Source organism: Butyricicoccus pullicaecorum DSM 23266, from assembly GCF_900167005.1.
Lineage (GTDB): Bacteria > Bacillota > Clostridia > Oscillospirales > Butyricicoccaceae > Butyricicoccus > Butyricicoccus pullicaecorum.
In genome coordinates this window covers 57,470-77,425 of record NZ_FUXW01000007.1, presented here as the reverse complement: position 1 = coordinate 77,425, position 19,956 = coordinate 57,470, and the positions used below count along the sequence as shown (strand labels likewise).

The 19,956-nt window shown below is 53.5% G+C and carries 21 protein-coding genes and 5 tRNA genes; 2 read left to right on the top strand and 24 right to left on the bottom strand.

All coding sequences use genetic code 11. The annotated features are described in order from the left end of the window. Positions 1-330 precede the first annotated feature (330 nt). The 3 genes from spo0A to fba form a co-directional block, all read right to left on the bottom strand. On the bottom strand, positions 331-1,098 hold the full coding sequence (spo0A, locus tag B5D52_RS11515; protein ID WP_016146305.1) for a sporulation transcription factor Spo0A: 768 nt from the start codon (positions 1,096-1,098) through the stop codon (positions 331-333). A 300-nt stretch (positions 1,099-1,398) separates the two neighbouring features. Beyond that, complete coding sequence (gene spoIVB / locus B5D52_RS11510; RefSeq protein WP_016146304.1) at positions 1,399-2,406, bottom strand: SpoIVB peptidase; 1,008 nt, start codon at positions 2,404-2,406, stop codon at positions 1,399-1,401. A 193-nt stretch (positions 2,407-2,599) separates the two neighbouring features. Then, positions 2,600-3,568, bottom strand: a complete 969-nt coding sequence (gene fba / locus B5D52_RS11505; protein ID WP_016146303.1) for a class II fructose-1,6-bisphosphate aldolase — start codon at positions 3,566-3,568, stop codon at positions 2,600-2,602. A 248-nt stretch (positions 3,569-3,816) separates the two neighbouring features. Here fba and B5D52_RS11500 point away from each other — a divergent pair, with 248 nt between their 5' ends. Then, entirely contained in the window at positions 3,817-5,058 is a 1,242-nt protein-coding gene (locus B5D52_RS11500; RefSeq protein ID WP_016146302.1) for a 6-phosphofructokinase, read from the top strand. Positions 5,059-5,125: 67 nt separating this feature from the next. Here B5D52_RS11500 and B5D52_RS16145 read toward each other — a convergent pair whose 3' ends face one another. From B5D52_RS16145 to B5D52_RS11490, 3 genes are read right to left on the bottom strand one after another with little or no spacing between them, the layout of a single operon-like run. Beyond that, a complete protein-coding gene (locus tag B5D52_RS16145) occupies positions 5,126-5,263 on the bottom strand; it encodes a hypothetical protein (protein WP_016146301.1) in 138 nt (45 codons plus the stop codon). 31 nt (positions 5,264-5,294) lie between these two features. Further along, positions 5,295-5,672: a hypothetical protein gene (locus B5D52_RS11495; RefSeq protein ID WP_016146300.1), complete on the bottom strand. Its 378-nt coding sequence runs from the start codon at positions 5,670-5,672 to the stop codon at positions 5,295-5,297. Positions 5,673-5,710: 38 nt separating this feature from the next. After that, positions 5,711-5,932, bottom strand: a complete 222-nt coding sequence (locus tag B5D52_RS11490) for a hypothetical protein (protein WP_016146299.1) — start codon at positions 5,930-5,932, stop codon at positions 5,711-5,713. 127 nt (positions 5,933-6,059) lie between these two features. On the opposite strand from B5D52_RS11490, the gene B5D52_RS11485 reads away from it, so the two are divergent. Next, positions 6,060-6,326: a helix-turn-helix domain-containing protein gene (locus B5D52_RS11485; protein ID WP_016146298.1), complete on the top strand. Its 267-nt coding sequence runs from the start codon at positions 6,060-6,062 to the stop codon at positions 6,324-6,326. Positions 6,327-6,350: 24 nt separating this feature from the next. On the opposite strand, the gene B5D52_RS11480 is transcribed toward B5D52_RS11485, so the two are convergent. The 18 genes from B5D52_RS11480 to B5D52_RS11395 all read right to left on the bottom strand — a co-directional run bounded on the left by B5D52_RS11480 (position 6,351) and on the right by B5D52_RS11395 (position 19,895). Beyond that, positions 6,351-6,800, bottom strand: a complete 450-nt coding sequence (locus tag B5D52_RS11480) for a GNAT family N-acetyltransferase (RefSeq protein ID WP_016146297.1) — start codon at positions 6,798-6,800, stop codon at positions 6,351-6,353. An 18-nt stretch (positions 6,801-6,818) separates the two neighbouring features. Next, positions 6,819-8,156 carry an MATE family efflux transporter gene (locus B5D52_RS11475; RefSeq protein ID WP_016146296.1) on the bottom strand — a complete coding sequence of 446 codons (1,338 nt, stop codon included), beginning with the start codon at positions 8,154-8,156 and terminating at the stop codon, positions 6,819-6,821. A 149-nt stretch (positions 8,157-8,305) separates the two neighbouring features. Next, positions 8,306-9,967 (bottom strand): glutamine--tRNA ligase/YqeY domain fusion protein, encoded by a 1,662-nt coding sequence (locus B5D52_RS11470; RefSeq protein WP_016146295.1) that lies wholly within the window; start codon positions 9,965-9,967, stop codon positions 8,306-8,308. Between the two features lie 20 nt (positions 9,968-9,987). After that, positions 9,988-10,419, bottom strand: a complete 432-nt coding sequence (locus tag B5D52_RS11465; RefSeq protein WP_016146294.1) for a hypothetical protein — start codon at positions 10,417-10,419, stop codon at positions 9,988-9,990. A gap of 40 nt (positions 10,420-10,459) precedes the next feature. Further along, positions 10,460-12,115, bottom strand: coding sequence for a glutamate--tRNA ligase (gene gltX / locus B5D52_RS11460; RefSeq protein WP_016146293.1), 1,656 nt, complete (start codon positions 12,113-12,115; stop codon positions 10,460-10,462). A 185-nt stretch (positions 12,116-12,300) separates the two neighbouring features. Then, positions 12,301-12,732, bottom strand: coding sequence for a helix-turn-helix domain-containing protein (locus tag B5D52_RS11455; RefSeq protein ID WP_016146292.1), 432 nt, complete (start codon positions 12,730-12,732; stop codon positions 12,301-12,303). Between the two features lie 103 nt (positions 12,733-12,835). Further along, positions 12,836-14,035 (bottom strand): MFS transporter, encoded by a 1,200-nt coding sequence (locus B5D52_RS11450; protein WP_016146291.1) that lies wholly within the window; start codon positions 14,033-14,035, stop codon positions 12,836-12,838. 168 nt (positions 14,036-14,203) lie between these two features. Beyond that, entirely contained in the window at positions 14,204-15,181 is a 978-nt protein-coding gene (locus B5D52_RS11445) for a sugar ABC transporter substrate-binding protein (protein WP_016146290.1), read from the bottom strand. Positions 15,182-15,356: 175 nt separating this feature from the next. Beyond that, positions 15,357-15,430 (bottom strand) — tRNA-Cys (locus B5D52_RS11440). 3 nt (positions 15,431-15,433) lie between these two features. Continuing rightward, a tRNA-Gly gene (locus B5D52_RS11435) sits at positions 15,434-15,509 on the bottom strand. A 44-nt stretch (positions 15,510-15,553) separates the two neighbouring features. Next, positions 15,554-15,629 (bottom strand) — tRNA-Phe (locus tag B5D52_RS11430). 43 nt (positions 15,630-15,672) lie between these two features. Next, positions 15,673-15,749 (bottom strand) — tRNA-Asp (locus B5D52_RS11425). A 3-nt stretch (positions 15,750-15,752) separates the two neighbouring features. Continuing rightward, a tRNA-Val gene (locus tag B5D52_RS11420) sits at positions 15,753-15,828 on the bottom strand. Between the two features lie 77 nt (positions 15,829-15,905). Further along, positions 15,906-16,787, bottom strand: coding sequence for an Hsp33 family molecular chaperone HslO (gene hslO / locus B5D52_RS11415; protein WP_016146289.1), 882 nt, complete (start codon positions 16,785-16,787; stop codon positions 15,906-15,908). Positions 16,788-16,791: 4 nt separating this feature from the next. Beyond that, complete coding sequence (locus tag B5D52_RS11410; RefSeq protein ID WP_016146288.1) at positions 16,792-17,538, bottom strand: class I SAM-dependent DNA methyltransferase; 747 nt, start codon at positions 17,536-17,538, stop codon at positions 16,792-16,794. Positions 17,539-17,541: 3 nt separating this feature from the next. After that, positions 17,542-17,835: a YerC/YecD family TrpR-related protein gene (locus B5D52_RS11405; RefSeq protein WP_016146287.1), complete on the bottom strand. Its 294-nt coding sequence runs from the start codon at positions 17,833-17,835 to the stop codon at positions 17,542-17,544. Positions 17,836-18,012: 177 nt separating this feature from the next. Beyond that, positions 18,013-19,434 carry a DUF4179 domain-containing protein gene (locus B5D52_RS11400; RefSeq protein WP_016146286.1) on the bottom strand — a complete coding sequence of 474 codons (1,422 nt, stop codon included), beginning with the start codon at positions 19,432-19,434 and terminating at the stop codon, positions 18,013-18,015. Then, positions 19,434-19,895 (bottom strand): sigma-70 family RNA polymerase sigma factor, encoded by a 462-nt coding sequence (locus B5D52_RS11395; RefSeq protein WP_016146285.1) that lies wholly within the window; start codon positions 19,893-19,895, stop codon positions 19,434-19,436. The genes B5D52_RS11400 and B5D52_RS11395 overlap by 1 nt, the downstream gene beginning before the upstream one ends. Positions 19,896-19,956: the final 61 nt, after the last annotated feature.

Genomic DNA, 19,956 nt, shown 5'->3' with positions numbered 1-19,956 from the left:
GAACGGGAAAAGCGTGAATTTCCGTCTTTTTTTGATGCAAAATATCTTACATGATATCGATTTCACATTCTACAAAAAGATAAAAAAACACCTCGATTTATTCGTTCTTTCGAAACCAATAAACCGAGGAATTGATTGGCAATGATCGAAAAAGTTTGCAGGCTTATTTTCGGTCATCCATTGCGTGTTTCAGGGATTGATTCACTATGACAAGCTTTTATCACTGTTTTGCAAATGATACCGATAACGCACGATTTTTTCCGATCTTGCCCTCATTCAGATAGAAGATGTTTTCAAAATGCCGTTTGCGAGATAACTCTCGTGCGAGATTTAACCTCTGCGCATTTGCAGTCTCAGACGATCTGCAATCATCGAGATAAATTCGGAATTGGTCGGCTTGCCCTTAACGCCCGATACCGTATAGCCGAAATACGACTGCAAAGTTTCGATATCTCCGCGATCCCAGGCAACTTCAATCGCGTGGCGAATAGCACGCTCGACGCGGGATGCTGTGGTATGGAATTTCTTTGCGATGCCCGGATACATGATCTTGGTGATTGCACCAACCGATTCCATATCGCGGATGGCCATGATGATCGCCTCACGCAGATACTGATAGCCCTTGATGTGTGCCGGTACGCCAACCTGATGGATAACTTCGGTCACGCGCAGTTCCAAATCCAGCTCAGCCGGCATTTCGGGCTCGCGCACGCATGCGGTCTGTCGGGACATGCCCCACTGGCGAATGCGTCCTGCCAGCACTTCCGGGCCTACCGGCTTGCGCAGAAAATGGCTGACGCCCAACGCACTGCACTCTGCCGCTGCCATATCGCTGGCAAATGCCGAGATGACGAATACCCCGACCTTGTATCCATTGTCCACGATGCGATGCAGCAGGCTCAGTCCATCCAGCTCGGGCAGCATCAGGTCGGTCAGCAGCAGGTCGGGTGCCAGCTCACGCACCTGCTCCAATGCGCCAGTACCACTCGCCGCCGTTCCGACGACCTCAATTCCATCCTCCGCCTGCAAGGCGCCCGAGAGCGCTGTGCGGAATTCCTGGTCTCCATCTGCGATTACTACTCGAATGTTCCGTTCCATGTTGTCACTCACTGCCTTCCTGACAAATTTTTTGTTCTGACTGCCGTTGTTCTGTTCTGTGGTTGCTTTCGTGCGGCTTCCTTAATTTACCATATTTTTCCAGCTCGCACAATGGATTTTGCGTGTTTTCGGCCAGATTTCGTGCGACTGTGTTCGACAAAATTCGACATTTCCCGTCTGTCATCGACTGGGTTCACCAAGGTCTTCCCCGATCTTACCGGGTTCTTCATAGTCTATGTCCGTGTCTGGAAATGGCGGAAAGCGCGGGAATCCCGCTCCCACGCTTTCCAGCTTCCAGCCTTATGCCGCAGTCTGTGCTTCCAGCATTTTCTCAATTTCGACAGCATATCCCCTTGTGGGATCGTTCACCAAAACATGGGTGACCGCACCCACTAGCTTGCCGTCCTGAATCACCGGGCTGCCGCTCATTCCCTGCACGATACCACCGGTCTTTTCGATCAGTTTCCGGTCGGTGACATGGATGACCATAGACCGGTCATTCTCACCGCCTTCGCCATAGAGTTTGGTAATCTCAGCGGTATAATGTCCGACCGTCTCACCCTCAACATTCGACCAGATCTCACAGGTACCTTCCTGTGCGTCCGCGATGGGCAGCGTATCCAGATCGTCATAATAGCTGTCATCGGTCAGCACGCCAAAAATACCGGTATCCGTATTTTTCTCGACCGTTCCCATGTCTTCCTGCAAGTTAAATTCACCTTGCAGTGCACCCGGTGCGCCAGATGCACCCTTCTGCACGCCTGCAACCGAAGCCTCCATCAGACTACCCTCTGCAAGCGGAACGAGCACACCGCTCTCACCGTCACAGATGCCGTGTCCCAGCGAACCATAGGCTCCAGTTTCCGGATCAACGTAGGTGATTGTTCCGATACCGGCCATACCGTCACGAATCATCACGCCCAACCGATCATGACCGCTGGTGTCCTGCACCGGAGTCACTGACACATCCAGCTCCTCACCATCTCGCCGCACATGCAGCGTGATCGCTTGGCCTTCTGCGCCTTCAATGATCTCCTGTAAAGCGTCATTGGTGTCTACCGATTGACCGTTTGCGGTCAGGATCACGTCACCCGGCTGCAATCCAGCCGCCTCAGCCGGACTGACCTGTCCAACCGCGGTCGTAACCGGATCAAGAGACGCGATCATGACACCGTCGGCATGCAGTTTGATACCCGCCGCGCGTCCGACCGGAATCAAGCTCTGTGCAGCAAGTGCCGTACCCACCGACAAGGCCAGCACCAGAGCGGCCGCACAGCTGCGTGCAAGCCATTTATTGCGTATTTGCATACTTCCACCTCCTCATCGGCTAGTATGCCGCAGAGCGCAGCCTGTGAGCCGTGCCCAATGCTGGCAGAGCGGGAACACAGCCGCCGCCGGAGGCAGATTTTACGGAAAGCGGAAACGCATAAAAAAACGAAAGACACCCTGGAAAACCAAGGTGTCTTTGTCAGCAAAATTGTTAAATTGCGCGTGCAGACGCTTACGCCTTGCCGTTGCAGCCCAGAACGTTGATCAGCTTGTGGGTAACCATGTCCTTAACAGCCTGACGAGCGGGCTTGAGGTACTGACGGGGATCGAAGTGATCCGGATGCTCAGCAAAGTACTTGCGGATGGTAGCGGTCATTGCCAGACGGATATCGGAGTCGATATTGATCTTGCAGACAGCCAGCTTTGCAGCCTTGCGCAGCTCTTCCTCCGGGATACCGATTGCATCGGGCATGCTGCCGCCGTACTGGTTGATCATCTTGACGAACTCCTGCGGAACAGAAGAAGAACCGTGCAGAACGATCGGGAAACCAGGCAGACGCTTGATGCACTCTTCCAGAACGTCGAAGCGGAGCGGAGGCGGAACCAGGATGCCTTCCTCGTTGCGGGTGCACTGTGCAGCGGTGAACTTGTAAGCACCGTGAGAAGTACCGATTGCAATTGCCAGGGAGTCACAGCCGGTGCGGGAAACGAATTCCTCAACCTCTTCCGGACGGGTGTAGCTCTCGTTGCCAGCCTCTACGCAAACTTCGTCCTCGACGCCAGCCAAGGTACCCAGCTCAGCCTCGACAACAACGCCGTGTGCGTGTGCGTACTCAACAACCTGCTTGGTCAGAGCGATGTTCTCCTCGAAGGACTTGGAAGAAGCGTCGATCATAACGGAGGTGAAACCGCCGTCGATGCAGCTCTTACAAACTTCGAAAGAATCGCCGTGATCCAGATGCAGAGCGATCGGGATCTCGGGGCAGTTCTCAACAGCAGCCTGAACCATCTTTACCAGATAGTTGTGGTTTGCGTAAGCACGAGCGCCCTTGGATACCTGCAGGACAACCGGAGCCTTCTGCTCCTGGCAAGCCTCAGTGATACCCTGAACGATCTCCATGTTGTTTACGTTGAATGCACCGACAGCATAGCCGCCGTCGTATGCCTTCTTAAACATCTCAGTAGTAGTAACTAACGGCATTTTGATTACTTCCTTTCACTATCTATTCTGTTTCCACTTGGAACCAGGATATTCTATGGTTATTTTACCAGCTATACCGGTCAAAATCAAGACCCATGTTTTCCAAATATATCTTTGTGTAACAGGTGGAAATTTTGGAAGCTTTTACATGGAAAAGAAATTGATTTTTGCTAGACAATATGATATGATTTTTTTGTAGCAAAATATCCGACAAGGTTATTTTTCATTAACATTAGGAGGTTTTTCCAATGAGTGAATTAAAGGGCGCTTGCATCATCGGCCAGTCCGGTGGCCCCACTTCCGTCATCAACACGTCTGTTCTCGGCGCAATCGAGACCGCTCTCGACTGCCCCTCTATCACCCGCGTTCTGGGTGCTGCTCACGGCATCCGCGGTGTGCTCGACGACCAGCTGCTCGACATCGACAAGGAAGACCGCGAAGAGCTCAAGCTTCTCCGCTACACCCCGTCTTCTGCACTCGGTTCCTGCCGTTACAAGCTGGCTGATCCCGACGTTGACGATACCGATTACAAGCGTATCCTCGAGATCTTCAAGAAGTATGACGTTCGTTACTTCTTCTACAACGGTGGTAACGACTCCATGGATACCTGCAACAAGATCTCCAAGTTCATGATGAAGTCCGGTTACGACTGCCGCGTTATGGGCATCCCGAAGACCATCGACAACGACCTGTTCGGCACCGACCACTGCCCGGGCTACGCTTCCGCTTCCAAGTACATCGCTACTTCCTGCATGGAGATCTATCAGGACGCTCGCGTTTACGACACCGGCATGGTTTGTGTTGTTGAGATCATGGGCCGTCACGCTGGCTGGCTGACCGCTGCTGCTGGTCTGGCTACCGCTCAGGGCGCTGGTCCCGACCTCATCTACCTCCCCGAGACCGACTTCGACATGGACAAGTTCATGGCTGACGTTAAGAAGGTTTACGCTGAGAAGGGCAACTGCCTGGTAGCTGTTTCCGAGGGCATCCACTACGCTGACGGCACCTTCGTTTCCGAGGCTAAGACCTCCGCAACCGACGGTTTCGGTCATGCTCAGCTGGGCGGCCTGGCTGCTATGCTGGCTGACAAGATCAAGAGCGAGCTGGGCGTTAAGGTTCGCGGCATCGAGCTGTCCCTGCTGCAGCGCTGCGCTGCTCACTGCGCTTCCAAGACCGATGTTGACGAGTCCTACATGTCCGGTAAGGCTGCTGTCGAGAATGCTGTTGCTGGCAAGACCGACTACATGCCCGGCTTCAAGTGCACCCGCGACGAGAACGGCTACAAGTGCGAGATCGAGCTGCTGCCCCTGTCTCAGGTTGCTAACACCGAGAAGAAGGTTCCGCGTGAGTGGATCAACGCTGAGGGCAACGGCGTAACTCAGGCATTCATCGACTACGCTATGCCGCTGATCGCTGGCGACAACGTAGGTCCGAAGGAGAACGGCCTGCCGCGCTTTGCTAAGCTGAAGAAGATCAAGGCTGAGGCTTAAGATCATCTGCGATCTGATCATCTGAAAAAGCAAACCCCCGAAGGATTTCCTTCGGGGGTTTTTCGTTTTAATATTTGGATTCAAACTTATAGCAGCTTTCGGTTGCACCTACATGTGTTTGTCTCCAGGTACAATACCAGCCGCTATTAGAACCCGGGTCACGTTCACAATAGATGCACTTACAGCACTCTTCCGAATAAGACATGGTTTCACCTCCTTGTAAAAATTCATTTCATTCAATACGCAATATACCAGTAAATGAAAATCACTGCACAAAGAATCACAAACAGAAAAAGTCCTCTATTTTTTGACTTTGGCGCTTGTTTCTGCATCGCAATTCGTTCCTTGTCCTGCTGCTCTTCCTGTAAAAGAACGGACATCTGACCAATCAGTTCCTTCATATTGGCATCGCTATAATACTTGCAGGAGTCATACTCTCCCACGCGAATTCCAAATCGATCGCATATACGAAAACTCTCGCCAGTCTGCTCATTCTCAACAATTCTGGAGTAGTCACACGGCAGTAATCCACATTGTCCGCCGTCCCGCGCTTCCTGACTGTCATCTCCTCTCTTTATGTAATTCGCTTCACGCAATCTCTGGTCTAACGACATAGAAATCCCTTCTTTCCGTATCCAATCGCCTTACCTCATTAGCGCATCATAGCTGGTAAATCTACGAGAATGAATTTCATGACACGTGCAAGCATCCCAAAGATTCCAAACATGACACCAATCCCGACTGCAACTATCCACTTCACAACTCTATTTGTCGGTTGTTCCAACCAAGCCCACCTGCCATCTATATATCTGATTCCCCATCGAATGCCCAGCACAATATAAACAATGAGCACTACACAAATCACTGCGTCCATCAACTTCATCCTCCCTATTATTCCTTCTATTAACCTGAAATAGGTTAATCTTATTTAACCTGATTCAGGTTAAAATGCAAGTGCAATTTCTCACGCCGCATATAATAATCTGTAAAGGATTGGCTTTATGGGCAAAGGAGAAATTTTGATTTACAGAAGACTGCGTGATCTTCGAGAGGATCGAGAACTTTCACAAACCAAACTCGCAAAAATTCTTGGCATGTCGCAAACGGGATATTCCAAGTACGAAACCGGTGAAAACGATATTCCTACCGCAATTTTAATTAAACTTGCAGCGTTCTACGGCACAAGTATCGACTATCTGCTGGATCAGACCGACCAACCAGCACCCTATCCAGCATCCCACCACAAGAAAAGGACTGGCTCCGATTGAGAGCCAGTCCTTTTTTATTCCATATTACAGTTTCTTTTCCAGATAAATCATGTCCCGCAGGGTCACGCCGTCTTCTACGATCGGATGATCGTAATTCTTCGTAAAGAAATCGGGTTCACGGCCGCATTCCGCAAATCCACAGTTCTGATAAAATCCCAACGTCTTGGGACTCTCCCCGGTTCCGACGCGCAGCGTATTCGCACCGCGTTCCCGGCAGATACGGCTCAGCTCGTCGATCATCCATTTACCGATGCCCTTGCGCTGGTGTGCCGGGTCAACCGCCAGATTTTTGAGCTCATACACATTCTGTGCCTGCCGTACCACCACCATCACGCCGAAGGTCTGCTCTCCTTCGACCGCTGCGTACATCGTACCGCGCATCAGATAACGGTCAATCATGCTTTCCTGCTCATCTGCAAGCAGCAACAGCGATAAAAATCGCTTTTTATCGGTTGGAATCCATTGCAGTCTCATACATTTTCTCCTCTCTGCTCACAAACGTGCAAGTTTCCACTTGCCGCTCTTAAAGAATACGACCGAAAGCGCTGTGCCCAGAATCCAGCCGATCGGATACGACCAGCACACGCCGCTGTAGCCCATCTGGAAGCACAACACCAGAATGTACGCAATGACCACACGCAAGAACAGGTCTGCAAAGGTGGTCGTCATAAACTGTCCCATCGCACCGCCGCCGCGCAGTACGCTGTCACAACAGTTTTTGACCGCGATCAAGAAGTAGAACGGTGCGCAGATATGTAAGAACTGCATGCCTTCCTTGATGATGGCTGCACGGTCGAGATCATCGGCAAACAAACCAATGATCGGGTCACCGCAGACCAAAAACAGGATATTCGAGCATGCCGCGACCACCATCGCAATGATGATCGAGATTTTCAGTCCCTGATACACGCGATCCATCTTGCCCGCACCGATATTCTGCGATGCAAACGAACTCAGCGCGGTCGGCAGCGTGTTCATGGTCATGCAGGCAAAGGTATTGACCTTGAGCGCTGCGGCAAAAGATGCGATGGTGATTTCACCAAACGAGTTGATGAGTCCCTGCACCAGAAAGACGCCGACTGACACGAACGACTGCTGACACACCGACGGCACAGCAATGCGAATCATCATCGGCAGCATGGCGCGGTCGAACTTTTTCACCTTGCCCTCGCTCTTGAGCTTGAGCACGCGGCGGACAAAGGTTGCCGTTGCGAGCAGCGAAGCCAATCCCTGTGCGATGAAGGTCGCCCAAGCGACACCCAGAATGCCCCACTTGCAGACGATGACCAGAAACAGGTCGAGCGCAATATTGAGCACCGAGGAAAAGATCAGAAAGCACAGCGGTGTGAAGCTATCTCCCAGGCCGTTAAACAATGCAGTCGCCGTGTTATACAGAAACAGCGAGATCAGACCGAGCAGGTAAACCTTCAGATACAGCGAGGCTGCTGCAAAAATCTTGCTCGGTGTGCCAATCACACGCAGCAGCGGGTCGGCTGCCTGCAAGCCAATCACAGTCAGCACAGCGGCCAGCACCAGAATAGACAAAATCGCCGTACATGATGCGGTTTTGACCTCTCGGTAATCCTTTCGTCCAAACATCTGCGACACCACAACCGAGCATCCCACGCTCGCGCCGGTGGCGAATGCGATAAACAGCGTGGTGATCGGATAAGATGCACCGACTGCTGCAAGCGCATTGGCGCTGATGAATCGTCCGGCTACGATGGTATCCACGACCGAGTACATCTGCTGGAAAATCATGCTGATGAGCATGGGCAGCGAAAAGGTCACAAGGATTTTGAGCGGTGAGCCGGTTGTCATATCGTTCATACCAGTATTTCCCCCTCTATTGGTATTTTTTCATCTTGTACTAGTATACGACCGTTTTCACCCCGATACAAGCGCGGTTTTGTCCCAAAATCGCAGAAAAAAGGGCTTCCAAACCGGAAGCCCTTTTGGCATTTTTTACAGTTTTTCGCTTACTTGCCCTGAAGCGTCTTTGCGAAGCTGTCCTTGAGGGTGACGATACGGTTGTAACGTCCGTCCTCGGTGTCCTTGATGAAGTAGCCCATGCGCACAAACTGCATGCGGGTACCGGTCGGCACCGCTGCAATCGACGGCTCGAGCTTACAGCCGGTCAGCTTCTTGAGCGAGTCAGGATTGAGGAAATCCAGATAGTCCTTGCCCTCGGGCACGTCACCGGTGTTCTCCAGCGTGAACAGATTGTCGTACAGATAGCAGTCTGCATCAATCGCATGGGAAGCCGATACCCAGTGAATGGTACCCTTGACCTTGCGGCCATCTACCGGCATACCGTTTCCGGTCTCCAGATCGGCGGTGCAGTGCAGCTCAACGACCTCACCGTTCTCGTCGGTGATAACCTCGTTGCACTTGACGATATATGCACCCATCAGGCGAACCTCGCCGTCGGGCTTGAGGCGCTGGAACTTCGGAGGCGGTACCATTGCAAAGTCGCTCTTCTCGATATACAGCTCACGAGTGAACGGTACGTCACGGCTGCCTGCGGTCTCGTCCTTGGGGTTATTGGGCAGGGTGAAGACCTCGGTCTTATCCTCCGGGTAGTTGGTGATAACCATCTTGATGGGCTCGGTGACAGCCATACGACGGATTGCAGTCTCGTTGAGTTCCTCACGGATGCAGTGCTCGAGCAGGCGGATGTCTACGAGCGAATTTGCCTTTGCAATACCAGCGCGGCGCACAAACTCCAGAATGGAGGACGGGGTGTAGCCGCGGCGGCGCAGGCCGCACAGAGTGGGCATACGCGGATCGTCCCAACCCTCAACGTGATGCTCAAATACCAGCTGACGCAGGTAACGCTTGGACATGACCGTGTTGGTCACGTTCAGGCGAGCAAACTCGCGCTGCTTGGGATGGTGCGGCAGCGGGCAGTTATCGACAACCCACTCGTACAGCGGACGATGGTTCTCGAACTCGATCGAGCACATGGAGTGCGTGATGCCTTCCAGTGCGTCCTGAATCGGGTGTGCAAAGTCGTAGAGCGGATAGATGCACCACTTGTCACCCTGACGGTGATGGTGTGCGCGGACGATGCGGTAGATCGCCGGGTCACGCATGTTCATGTTGGGAGACGCCATATCGATCTTGGCACGCAGGGTCTTGGAACCGTCCGGGAACTTGCCGTCGCGCATGTCCTGGAACAGCTGCAGATTCTCCTCGATCGAACGATCACGGTACGGGCTGTTCTTGCCCGGCTCGGTCAGCGTGCCGCGGTACTCACGGATTTCGTCCTGGGTCAGGTCGCACACGTATGCCTTGCCAGCCTTGATGAGTGCAACCGCGCAGTCATAGCAGGTCTCAAAGTAGTCCGAACCGTAGAAAATACCGCCGTTGGGCATCTCACCGGTCAGCCACTTGATATCTTCCTGAATGGACTGTACATATTCGTCGTCCTCACGCACCGGGTTGGTGTCGTCAAAACGCAGATTGAACTTACCATTGTACTTCTGAGCGATCGACCAGTTGATGTAGATCGCCTTAGCCGAGCCGATGTGCAGGTAGCCGTTGGGCTCGGGCGGGAAACGGGTGTGGATCTGCTCATTGAGGCCAGCCGCAATGTCGGCGTCAATGATATCAGTCAGAAAGTTTTTGACTTCTTCCATGGATTCAATAACCCCCTCGGTTATGTTTTTTCAATGCGATAACAAAAATTTTGATCGGTGAGTCCGGTATCAGGAATCTCCGAATGGATGGACAGATATCCCTCAAGATCGCTGATCTCGGTCATCTCAACCGTTGGATCATACTGGATCAGCGTAGAAGACACCGTTGCGTCCTTGAGTTCTGCACTGTCCACATTGTCCAGAACCTGCGTGCAGTATGCACTAAACTGTTCCAGTTCGGTTTCGTCCAGTGTTCCCAGCACAATGGTCTGGGAATCATCGTCTACGGCAGTGACCAGATTTTCCAGCGTCAAAGTGTCCAGGAATTCCTGCGGCGCTTGCACACCCACAGCTTCCTGACTTTGCTCGGTTTGCTGTGCATCAGACGGGGTACATCCGGTCAGGCAGATTGCCAACAGACCGTATACCGCAAATAAACGACGGTGTTTCATGGAAATATCCCTCCAAACAATTCAATTTTAAGAGAGCGGATTAACCAAGTGCGGCGATGCACTTGTCCAGTCGTGCCTTAACCTGCTCTGCACCCATGATGTGCATGACGCTCTGCATGTCCGGTGCGTTCTGACGGCCTGCAACCGCGATGCGGACAACCATCGATACATCACCGACATGACCCTTGTACTGCTCGGGATTCTGCTTGTATGCCTTGGTCTCGGCAGCAAAGCCGTGCTGCTCTGCGATGGCCTTCATCTTGGCAAAGAAATCGTCCGGGGTATCGTTCTCGTCGAACTGACCCTTGAACTCGTTCAGAATTGCCTTGGCATCGTCCTTGGATACGTGCTCGGGCATGGTGTAATCGGGTGCAAACAGCTCGTCGAACAGGAAATCCATATAGGGCTTGACGTCCGACCACAGTGCCAGATCCTTACGAGGCTTCTTGCCGCCGCGGCCGATGGCCAGGAATGCGCGGGTCTTGTCCGGCTCACGGGTAAAGAGTGCGTGGAACTCGGGATCGTTCTTTTCGCTCCATGCTGCGACTGCGTCGTAAACGTCCTCAGCCGACATGCGAGAAATAACGTTCTTGGATACGTCCTTGAGCTTGTCGATATCGAACAGTGCGCCCGAACCGCTCATCTTCTTGGTCGAGAACGGGAAATCGTTCATCGGCTTGTCCGGGTTTGCTCTGCGCCACTCCTCAAAGTTGGAATTGAGCAGGGTCATCAGATATTCGAGCACGCTCGGTGCCGGGTAACCCTGCTGGTTGTAGAAGGTCAGTGCCAGCTCGGGGTCTTTGCGCTTGGACAGCTTGCGCTTGGAGCCGGTCTCCTCGTCGATCTTCATCAGCTGTGCAGTGTGTGCGTACTTGGGAGCCTTCCAGCCCATGGCACGGAACAGCTGGAGGTGTACCGGCAGAGTTGCCAGCCACTCTTCGCCGCGTACAACGACGGTGGTGCCCATCAGATGATCGTCCACAACGTGTGCAAAGTGGTAGGTCGGAATACCGTCCGACTTGAGGATGACGACATCCTGGTCGTTCTCGGTGACTTCCATCTTGCCCTTGACCAGGTCTTCGTGACGCACCTTATGCTCAATGCTGCCCTCCGAGCGGAAACGGACAACATACGGCGTACCCTTGGCCAGCTCTGCCTCGATGTCCTCCATCGGACGGTCACGCCATACCGCATACTTGCCGTAGTAGCCAAAGTTCTCCTTTGCAGCTTCCTGCTTCTCGCGCATGGCAGCCAGCTCTTCCTCGGTTGCAAAGCACGGATATGCCATGCCGCGCTGTACGAGCGACTTGACGAAAGTCTGGTAAATCTCAGCGCGCTGCGACTGACGGTACGGGCCGTATGCACCGCGATCTTCTCCCATCGTTGCGCCCTCGTCAAAGGGCAGACCGAACGAGGTAAATGCGCCGATGATGGTCTGTACGCCGCCCTCGACCTCACGCTTCTTATCGGTATCCTCAATGCGCAGGTAGAACACACCGCCCGACTGATGTGCCAGACGCTCATCAACCAGTGCGCCGTACAGGTTGCCCAGATGCATAAAACCGGTCGGGCTCGGGCCCATACGAGTTACCTTCGCACCCTCCGGCAACTGACGTGCCGGGTACTGCGCCAGAATATCCTCCGGGGTCTTAGTGATGTGCGGAAACAGCTTTTCCGCGAGCAAATTATAATCCATGGTATCGCTCCATCTCCGAATTTCAAAATGTGCCTGCCGCAACTGCCGGCACAGGCATAGTCTGGTAATGTATATTGTATCATATACGCATAGCGCATTGCAAGGCAGTCCCCGCTTGAAACCGGCTTTTTGCGCATAAAATTTGCCCTGTATCATCACGATACAGGGCGTTTGTACTCTCTTGCTTACTTTTTGATCATATCCATGTAGGTCTGAGCGAACAAATCCTTGAGCGCCAACATGGCATCTTCCAAGCTGTACCCATACGTATCCGCCGTTTCCTGAATCATCTGACGAAACACCTTGGCGTAACGGTCGCAGTCCATCTCGGACTGATAGCGCGTCAGGATGGGATACAGACTCGCCCAGTCGATGGTGAAGCTGTTGTTTCCGGTCATCTGCACCTGCACGGTCTGCGGCGTCTCATCGCGCAGCAGCGCGTCACAGGTCACGCCGAGCGCATCGGCCAGCGCTGCAATCCGTCCAGCCTCGGGCTGCGCCTGTCCGGCTTCCCATTTGGATACGGTCTGCCGAGACACATCCAGACGTTCGGCCAGCTGGTCTTGGGTCAGATGGGCGTTTTTTCTTGCATCGCTCAGTCGTTCGGCAAAATTCATATCGGTCATCCTCTCTGTTCGGTTTGGTTTTCTCCATGATACCCGATCTCCTGCCGGTTTTCAACCAACCGTCGGATGCATTTGGCAACCAGTGGTTGCAAATTTATCCCTGTGTGCGTTTTTCGGACACGCTGCGCGGCATCACAAAGCGGACAACCAGACCGAGCGCTGCAAAGACAATGGCCGACGCAATAAGCGCCATGCGCAGTCCTGCTGCGTCACCGATCAGTCCGATGAGGTACGGAATCACAGCCGCACCGAAGTAGCCGAAAAACAGAATGAGCGACATGACCGTACCGCCGTTGTTGCCCGCATCAAGCGCCGTCGAGGCGATCAGCGGCCAGAGCGCGGACAGTCCCGCACCGACCAGCAGCAGTGCCACCCAGAACAGAATCGGCATGGTCACACCTGCGGTCAGCAAAATACCGATCACGCAAATCGTACACAGGAAAGACACCAGCGCACGCACGGTGTATCGGGTTCCTACCAGTCCGGCACAGACGATACGTCCAACGGTGACTACCGTCCAGATCGCCGCTGTGCCCAGCGAGGCCAGCAAGGAGGAATAGCCCAGCGTTGCGGTCATAAAGGTCGCCATCCAGCCGGTCACCGCACCCTCTGCACCGACATACAGGAACAGCGCCAAATAGGTCGGGTACAGCTCGCGACGGGTAAACCAGTGTTTGAGTTCGGCCAGACCGCCCGCTGCCGACTGGTGCATCTTGGGAAAGCGGACGACACAGAATACAACCGCAACCGCACCAACTGCCACAGACATCATGGTGTAAATGGTACGCCAGTCATAACCCGCGTTCAGCATCAGTCCACTGTACACCACGCCGCCGACCATGCCAATGCCCGCAATACCGTGGGTCATGGTCAGGTTAGAGGCGGCATCCACCGGTGACATATCGTCGACCAAATCCATGCCGACCGCCTCAATGAAGGTTGCAAGCGCGCCCATGCACGAAATGAACACGCAAGCGATGGCAAAGCTGTGGGTATGGGCAAACGCAAAGGTCACGAGCGCATAGAAAATCAGTCCGGCTTTCATCGCCGTGCGCTTTCCGATCATCGCGATGATGCGTCCGGTCACCAGACAGAAGAAAATATTGGAAATATAGTAGGCGGTAAATAGAAAGCCCGACCCGCCCAGTCCCAGACCGAACGCTGCGCCGATCTGTGTAATCAGCGGCGAAAGCATGGTCTGTGAGACGGCAAAAATACAAATTGCAACACGGGTAATCAGGATCGGAAGTGCCGTTCCCCGTTCCTGCACCGTGCTGACACCAGATGCTGCCATGAATCAAAATCCCCTTTTATCTGTTATTTCGTTCTCCATTATAATGCGTCCGGGGTCGTTGTCCAGATACCCACGTCAATCTCATCGAAAATATAAACAACCTCGCTCGGATTTATATATGACGCATAAAAAGCCGGACTGTGTATCCACAATCCGGCAAGATTGGTGTTACGAAATATATTCCTCGACGTTTTCAGCATCGACCGGTTCGTATGGAATCATCAGAGACAGCTCATCCTCGCCCAGCGTCACACCAGACACCGTGTCTAGGCTCTCTCCGGCGATGAGCGCCAGTGCGGCATCGACCGCCGCTCTGCCCTGTTCATCACCCGGCTGACGCACGGTGAAGGACAGCATACCGTCTCGGATGCCCTGACAGCCCGCAATCGTACCGTCAATGCCCAGAATCGGACACAGCTCTTTGCCCGCTGCCTGCATTGCCATGGCAGCACCAATCGCCATTTCGTCGTTCTGTGCGACAATCGCGTCAAACGATCTTCCGGCCTCAATGAGCATGCCGACCTGTACCTGCGCTTTGGCACGGTCAAACTGTGCCGTGGAGTCATACACAAAGTCATGGTCGACCTTGAGGTGATCCATCAAGCTCTCCCGGCGGGCAATGGTGGACGCCTGACCCTCGATACCGGTCAGATAGACGATGTTCAGGTGCTCGAGTCCCTTCTCTTCGGCATAGTCATTGAGCCATGCTGCCTGAAATCGTCCGGGTTCACTGTCGTCCGAGCCGACATAAGCGTTCTTTCCCACGGTCAGCGCACTCATCTCCGGTTCACGGTTGACGAACACGACCGGCATGTCCTCTGCTTCACGCAGAATACCACGGGTCAGGCTGGGTGATACCTCGTTGACGATCAGCGCGTCATAACCCTGTTCTCTGGCATCCTTGACGTGCTGCATCTGCACTACATAATCGTTTCCCGCATCCCATACCGTGCAGTCAACCTGATTTTTTGCTGCATGTTCGAGCACCGAAGTCTCGACGGTGACCAGAAACTGATCTCTCGACGCCATAGAAAGCGCAATGCGCGTTCCTGTATGTTCTTCAGGCGGCGGTGTTTGCTCCGCGCAGCCCGACAGACACGCCGCAGCCATTGCGCACAGCAGTGCGGCGAATATTCTTTTGATCACGCAAACTCCCCCTATCGGTAAAGCCGACACGGCGTACGCTGTGTCTATGCTATATAGTATACCACAGGAATGGTCGAATTTTAAGATAGTATGTGGTAATTTATGATGCAGTTAGAGTAAATGCTTTCTTTGCGCAAAACAGAAAAGACCTCATGGAATCCATGAGGTCTTTTACTGGAGGTACCACCCAGAATCGAACTGGGGATCAGGGAGTTGCAGTCCCACGCCTTACCGCTTGGCTATGGTACCAGATGGAGCGGATGACGAGGCTCGAACTCGCTACCTCCACCTTGGCAAGGTGGCGCTCTACCAGATGAGCTACATCCGCATATTAAGTTTTTTCACTTACTTTCTTTTTCAAAAGAAAGTAAGTGGTGCCTCCGGGCGGAATCGAACCACCGACACGGGGATTTTCAGTCCCCTGCTCTACCGACTGAGCTACAGAGGCATCTTCAGTTACTGTTGGCCGCTTTCTCTGGGAGAAGAGAAAGTGGCGACCCGGATGGGGCTCGAACCCACGACCTCTAGCGTGACAGGCTAGCGCTCTAACCAACTGAGCTACCGGGCCAAGTGGTGGAAGTTACAGGGCTCGAACCTGTGACCCTCTGCTTGTAAGGCAGATGCTCTCCCAGCTGAGCTAAACTTCCGTGGTGTCATCAGCGACGGTTATTATTATATCTAAAACCACCGCTGATGTCAACACATTTTTCTAAATTTTTTAAATTTATTTTTTCTTGGCATTTACTGCGAGTTTACGCAGCTCTTCGGGCGAAAAAGAGTACACTTTATCGCAGAATTGGCAGGTAATCTCGGCAGGCTTCTCCTCGTCTGCCATATCGCAGAGTTCCTGCTGACCCAAGCTGATGAGCGCACGGGTGACCTTGGACTCACTGCAATTGCAGCGGTAGCCGATCTCGGCCTCATCGAGGAACTGCACGGTAAAGCCCTCGAGAACAGCGCCCACAATCTCCTCGAGCGTCATGCCATGATCGAGCATGGTAGTCATCGCGCCAGCCTTCTGAATATTGCGCTCCAGCTGGTCGATGTCGGTATCACGCGCACCGGGCATGAGCTGTACCAGATAGCCGCCTGCCTGCCGCACGCTCTGGTCAGTATTGACCAGCACGCCCAGCGCACACGCGGACGGAATCTGCTCGCTCTCGGCGAAATAGCGGGTCACGTCCTCAGCGATCTCGCCGTTGACCAGATTGACCATGCCGCTGACCGGCTCTTTCAGTCCAATATCCTTAATGACCATGAGCTGACCATAGCCCACGCCTGCGCCGACGTTCAGCTTGCCATCTGCACGCAGCGGCAGATCGACTGCCGGGTTCTGCAGATAGCCGCGTGCATAGCCCTCGCTGTCCGACACGCACACAATCGTGCCCAGCGGGCCGTCGCCGCGCACCTGCACGGTGACCGAGCCGTCGTCTACCTTGAGCTGACTGCCCATAATCGAGGTAATGGTCAGGGTTCGACCCAGCGCTGCCGTCGCAAGCGGCAGGGTCTTATGAATATTACGCGCCCGCTCAACCATGCCCGTCGTCTCGACGGCCGTGATCTGAATGGCTGCGTCTGCGGTGATCGCACGAATTCTTCGATCCATAATGTTATGCTTTCCTCTTTCTTGCAATGATAAAAATACGATCCTCACTGCCGTCTAACTCTCCAAACGACAATTCGGGATGCAGTTCAATCCGGTCAAAACCACTCTCTTCCAGCAGCGCGCACAGCTCCTCCGGTGCATAGTATCGCTCCAGATGGCTCTCTTCCATGCGCTCCCACCGGTTTTTCTCACCGATGCGCTCGAAGATATCAAAATCATAGGTGCACAGTGCACCGTCAAAGTCTACCTGCCAAGCACAGTATACGTCCTCATCGTCGCGCACATAGCACTGTCCGTTCATGCGGTCAAACTTGCGCTTGGTATTCACATCAAACACAAAAACGCCGTCCGGCTCCAAAAACAGCGACACGCGTCGAAACGCTTCACGCAGGACGGACGGATCTGTCACATAGTTTACGCTGTCCAGGCAGCACAAAACGGCCTGTATCGTGCCATACAGGTCGAGTTCTTCCATTCTCTGGTGCAAAAATACCGGTCTGATGTCGCAGTCCAGTGTATTGTTCATGGCCTGCATGAGCATTTCAGGCGATGCGTCCACGCCGATCATCTCATAGCCGCGCCGCGCCATCTCGCCGGTCAGCGTACCCGTACCGCATGCCAAGTCCAGCACCAGTTCGGGACGGAACCCGCACCGCTGAAAAACGGACTCAAAATAGTCCGCCCACCGACTGTACCCGACATCATCGGTAAACCGGTCATAGTAGGCGGACAAAAAACGATAACTGTCCATTGGTTATGCCTTGCCCTTTGCGCGGTCAAGCACCATGCGGTAGCCGTCGGTACCGTAGATCAGGCACTTGTTGACACGGCTGATAGTCGCCGTGCTCGCGCCGGTCTCCTTGACGATATCGCTGTAGATCTGGCCTTCATCCAGCATCTTTGCGACCTGGAAACGCTGCGCCATTGCACGCAGTTCGGTGATCGTGCACAGATCCTCGAAAAAATTATAGCATTCTTCCACCGAGGTGAGGGAAAGCACGCCCTCAAACAGCTCATCCATGTGAGCGTCCTTCAGTTTGCTGTTCATCGCGTAGCCTCCATAGCTTTACTTCAAATTTATCCTAACACAATACTTTAAGAAAGTAAACAGTTCCAGTGGAAAATTCGCAAATCGTTCATAAGTTTTCCACAGGCGAACCACAAAAAAGCGGTGCGCTTTTAGGCACACCGCCGATTGTCAGACAAAGGCTGCGTTGTTTTTCGGTTACGTATGGACTTCGATCGGGTGTTCCAGCTTCTGACCGGGTGCAAAATCGACGAACAAGGTCAGCGGATAGCGCACACCCTGCGGCATGGGATAGCTGTTGGTGAACGTATTCTCCGCTTCGCTCATGACATACGTCGAGATGCTGTCAAACGAATCGGTCTGTCCGTCCGCGTCTACGTATCCATTAAAGGAGGACGTATTGGTGTGATAAGTTCCCTTCTGTGTCCGAATGCGGAAGGTGAACGCGGCTTCATCGCCGTAAGGGTCAGGTTCCAATTGTTCGATATAATCCGGCAGACCAACCAGCTGTCCGTCCGCCTGAAGCAGAACCGTGTCCTGATCCTTGGGCACGATGGCTGCATCGTCAAGATGCAACGTCAGATGCTCCGCGGTGTCATACCACGCGCTGTCCAGCCAGACCGTGCCGCCGCCATATCCCCTGTCTTTTCCGGTTCCACTGATACCGTTTTGGATACCATCCACCCTGTTTCCGTGCTCGTCGGTCAGATAGAACGGCAGATAGGTCAGCCACGCATCATTTTCCGGATCGGTATGCCAGATAATGCGCGTGTTGGACGGATAGATCGCAATCTCGTCAATGGTCAGCTTCTGTCCAAGGACGTCCACCGTCTGATTCACCGGGAATACCCGTCCGCTTTTGAGGAACTGCGGTTCAATCGTTAAGGGAATGTCCAGCGTAAACATTGCTTCCGGTGCACGGGATTCTTGAGCATCCGGTTCATCGAACGCATTCCATTCGGCGTCCTTCCAGTGCTCCAGATTACGTACTTCTACTTTGAGCTGCATTTGTGTTTGGATCACGCCTTCTTTCGAGGCGTGGAGTCTCCAAGTATACAGGGTTTTCTGCACTTTGTCAAGACCCAAATACCCCCGTATTGTGTCAAAAAGTCCCTTTTCGCTCTCATTTCGCTCGATTCTTTCCTCACCAAAGCTTACACTGACCGGTAAGGAATTCCCGTCTGCATCGAACAAATCTGGAACCAATTCCAGCTCTCTTCCCTGTTCATCAGACAGGCTGTAAAAGACCGAAACATTCATCGGATCGGCGATCAGGTACTCGATCGTGACGGTCACACCGTCCTGCGTGTAAGTATCGCCCACCAGTTGCACATAATCATGTGCAACCGCTGCCTTGAGGCTGGGGTCAAACGCAACCGCCTCGACCAGCTCGCGCACGATCGGCACCCGGCTGGCCGCCAATGCAAACGTAACCGAACTGTTGACCAACAGTACAAATGCTGCCGCCGTTCCAGTTACGCCGATTAAGGGTTTGAGCCATCTGCGTCGTTTTTCCCGTCGTTCTGCCCGTGCGATGGTTTGATTCAGACGGGTTTCCAGTTCTTCCGGGATCTGCTCCGCCTGCGTCAGCAGGTCTTCCCATGCTTCGTTTCGCTTCATCACACATCCTCCTCCAGTTCAACACGGAGCAGAGCCAGTGCGCGGCGCTGGCGCGTCACGACCGTCCCCTGCGGAATTTCCAATGCCTGTGCGGTCTCGGTCTGGGTCAGTCCGGTAAAGTACCGCAGCACGATTACCTGGCGCAGTTCTTCCGGCAGGCGCTCGATGGCTTCACGGAGCGGCAGACCGTCGTAATCTTCTGCGCCCTGTTCTTCCATCGGCACTTCCTGCTGTCTGGTACGGCGCTTAAGCTCCCGATAGCATACATGAATCAAGATGCGCGTCATCCAGGTCGTGAAGAATTCGGGCTGCCGGATCTTCTTGCGTGCCCGAAAGCCCTGATAGACCGCCTCGTCAACAGCTTCCAAACTGTCATGCGCATTGCCCAGATAACCGTAGGCCGTGCGGTACAGCTGTTCCCGAATATCCTGTACCCGTGCGGCAAATTCCTCCCGCTCCATAAGCATCCCCCTCTCTGTATTTTGTCTCTTTGCCTATTAGAGTGTTGGAAGATGTGTTTTG

What these genes read in the sequence shown, in the direction of transcription:
- B5D52_RS11395 (WP_016146285.1), bottom strand. Translation starts at nt 19,895, where the DNA reads ATGGAGCGGGAGGAATTTGCCGCACGGGTACAGGATATTCGGGAACAG.
- B5D52_RS11475 (WP_016146296.1), bottom strand. Translation starts at nt 8,156, where the DNA reads ATGAACGATATGACAACCGGCTCACCGCTCAAAATCCTTGTGACCTTT.
- spo0A (WP_016146305.1), bottom strand. Translation starts at nt 1,098, where the DNA reads ATGGAACGGAACATTCGAGTAGTAATCGCAGATGGAGACCAGGAATTC.
- B5D52_RS11480 (WP_016146297.1), bottom strand. Translation starts at nt 6,800, where the DNA reads ATGAGACTGCAATGGATTCCAACCGATAAAAAGCGATTTTTATCGCTG.
- B5D52_RS11450 (WP_016146291.1), bottom strand. Translation starts at nt 14,035, where the DNA reads ATGGCAGCATCTGGTGTCAGCACGGTGCAGGAACGGGGAACGGCACTT.
- hslO (WP_016146289.1), bottom strand. Translation starts at nt 16,787, where the DNA reads ATGGATCGAAGAATTCGTGCGATCACCGCAGACGCAGCCATTCAGATC.
- B5D52_RS11500 (WP_016146302.1), top strand. Translation starts at nt 3,817, where the DNA reads ATGAGTGAATTAAAGGGCGCTTGCATCATCGGCCAGTCCGGTGGCCCC.
- B5D52_RS11400 (WP_016146286.1), bottom strand. Translation starts at nt 19,434, where the DNA reads ATGAAGCGAAACGAAGCATGGGAAGACCTGCTGACGCAGGCGGAGCAG.
- B5D52_RS11405 (WP_016146287.1), bottom strand. Translation starts at nt 17,835, where the DNA reads ATGAACAGCAAACTGAAGGACGCTCACATGGATGAGCTGTTTGAGGGC.
- B5D52_RS11455 (WP_016146292.1), bottom strand. Translation starts at nt 12,732, where the DNA reads ATGAATTTTGCCGAACGACTGAGCGATGCAAGAAAAAACGCCCATCTG.
- B5D52_RS11410 (WP_016146288.1), bottom strand. Translation starts at nt 17,538, where the DNA reads ATGGACAGTTATCGTTTTTTGTCCGCCTACTATGACCGGTTTACCGAT.
- B5D52_RS11465 (WP_016146294.1), bottom strand. Translation starts at nt 10,419, where the DNA reads ATGAAACACCGTCGTTTATTTGCGGTATACGGTCTGTTGGCAATCTGC.
- B5D52_RS11495 (WP_016146300.1), bottom strand. Translation starts at nt 5,672, where the DNA reads ATGTCGTTAGACCAGAGATTGCGTGAAGCGAATTACATAAAGAGAGGA.
- spoIVB (WP_016146304.1), bottom strand. Translation starts at nt 2,406, where the DNA reads ATGCAAATACGCAATAAATGGCTTGCACGCAGCTGTGCGGCCGCTCTG.
- B5D52_RS11490 (WP_016146299.1), bottom strand. Translation starts at nt 5,932, where the DNA reads ATGGACGCAGTGATTTGTGTAGTGCTCATTGTTTATATTGTGCTGGGC.
- B5D52_RS16145 (WP_016146301.1), bottom strand. Translation starts at nt 5,263, where the DNA reads ATGTCTTATTCGGAAGAGTGCTGTAAGTGCATCTATTGTGAACGTGAC.
- gltX (WP_016146293.1), bottom strand. Translation starts at nt 12,115, where the DNA reads ATGGATTATAATTTGCTCGCGGAAAAGCTGTTTCCGCACATCACTAAG.
- B5D52_RS11485 (WP_016146298.1), top strand. Translation starts at nt 6,060, where the DNA reads ATGGGCAAAGGAGAAATTTTGATTTACAGAAGACTGCGTGATCTTCGA.
- B5D52_RS11470 (WP_016146295.1), bottom strand. Translation starts at nt 9,967, where the DNA reads ATGGAAGAAGTCAAAAACTTTCTGACTGATATCATTGACGCCGACATT.
- fba (WP_016146303.1), bottom strand. Translation starts at nt 3,568, where the DNA reads ATGCCGTTAGTTACTACTACTGAGATGTTTAAGAAGGCATACGACGGC.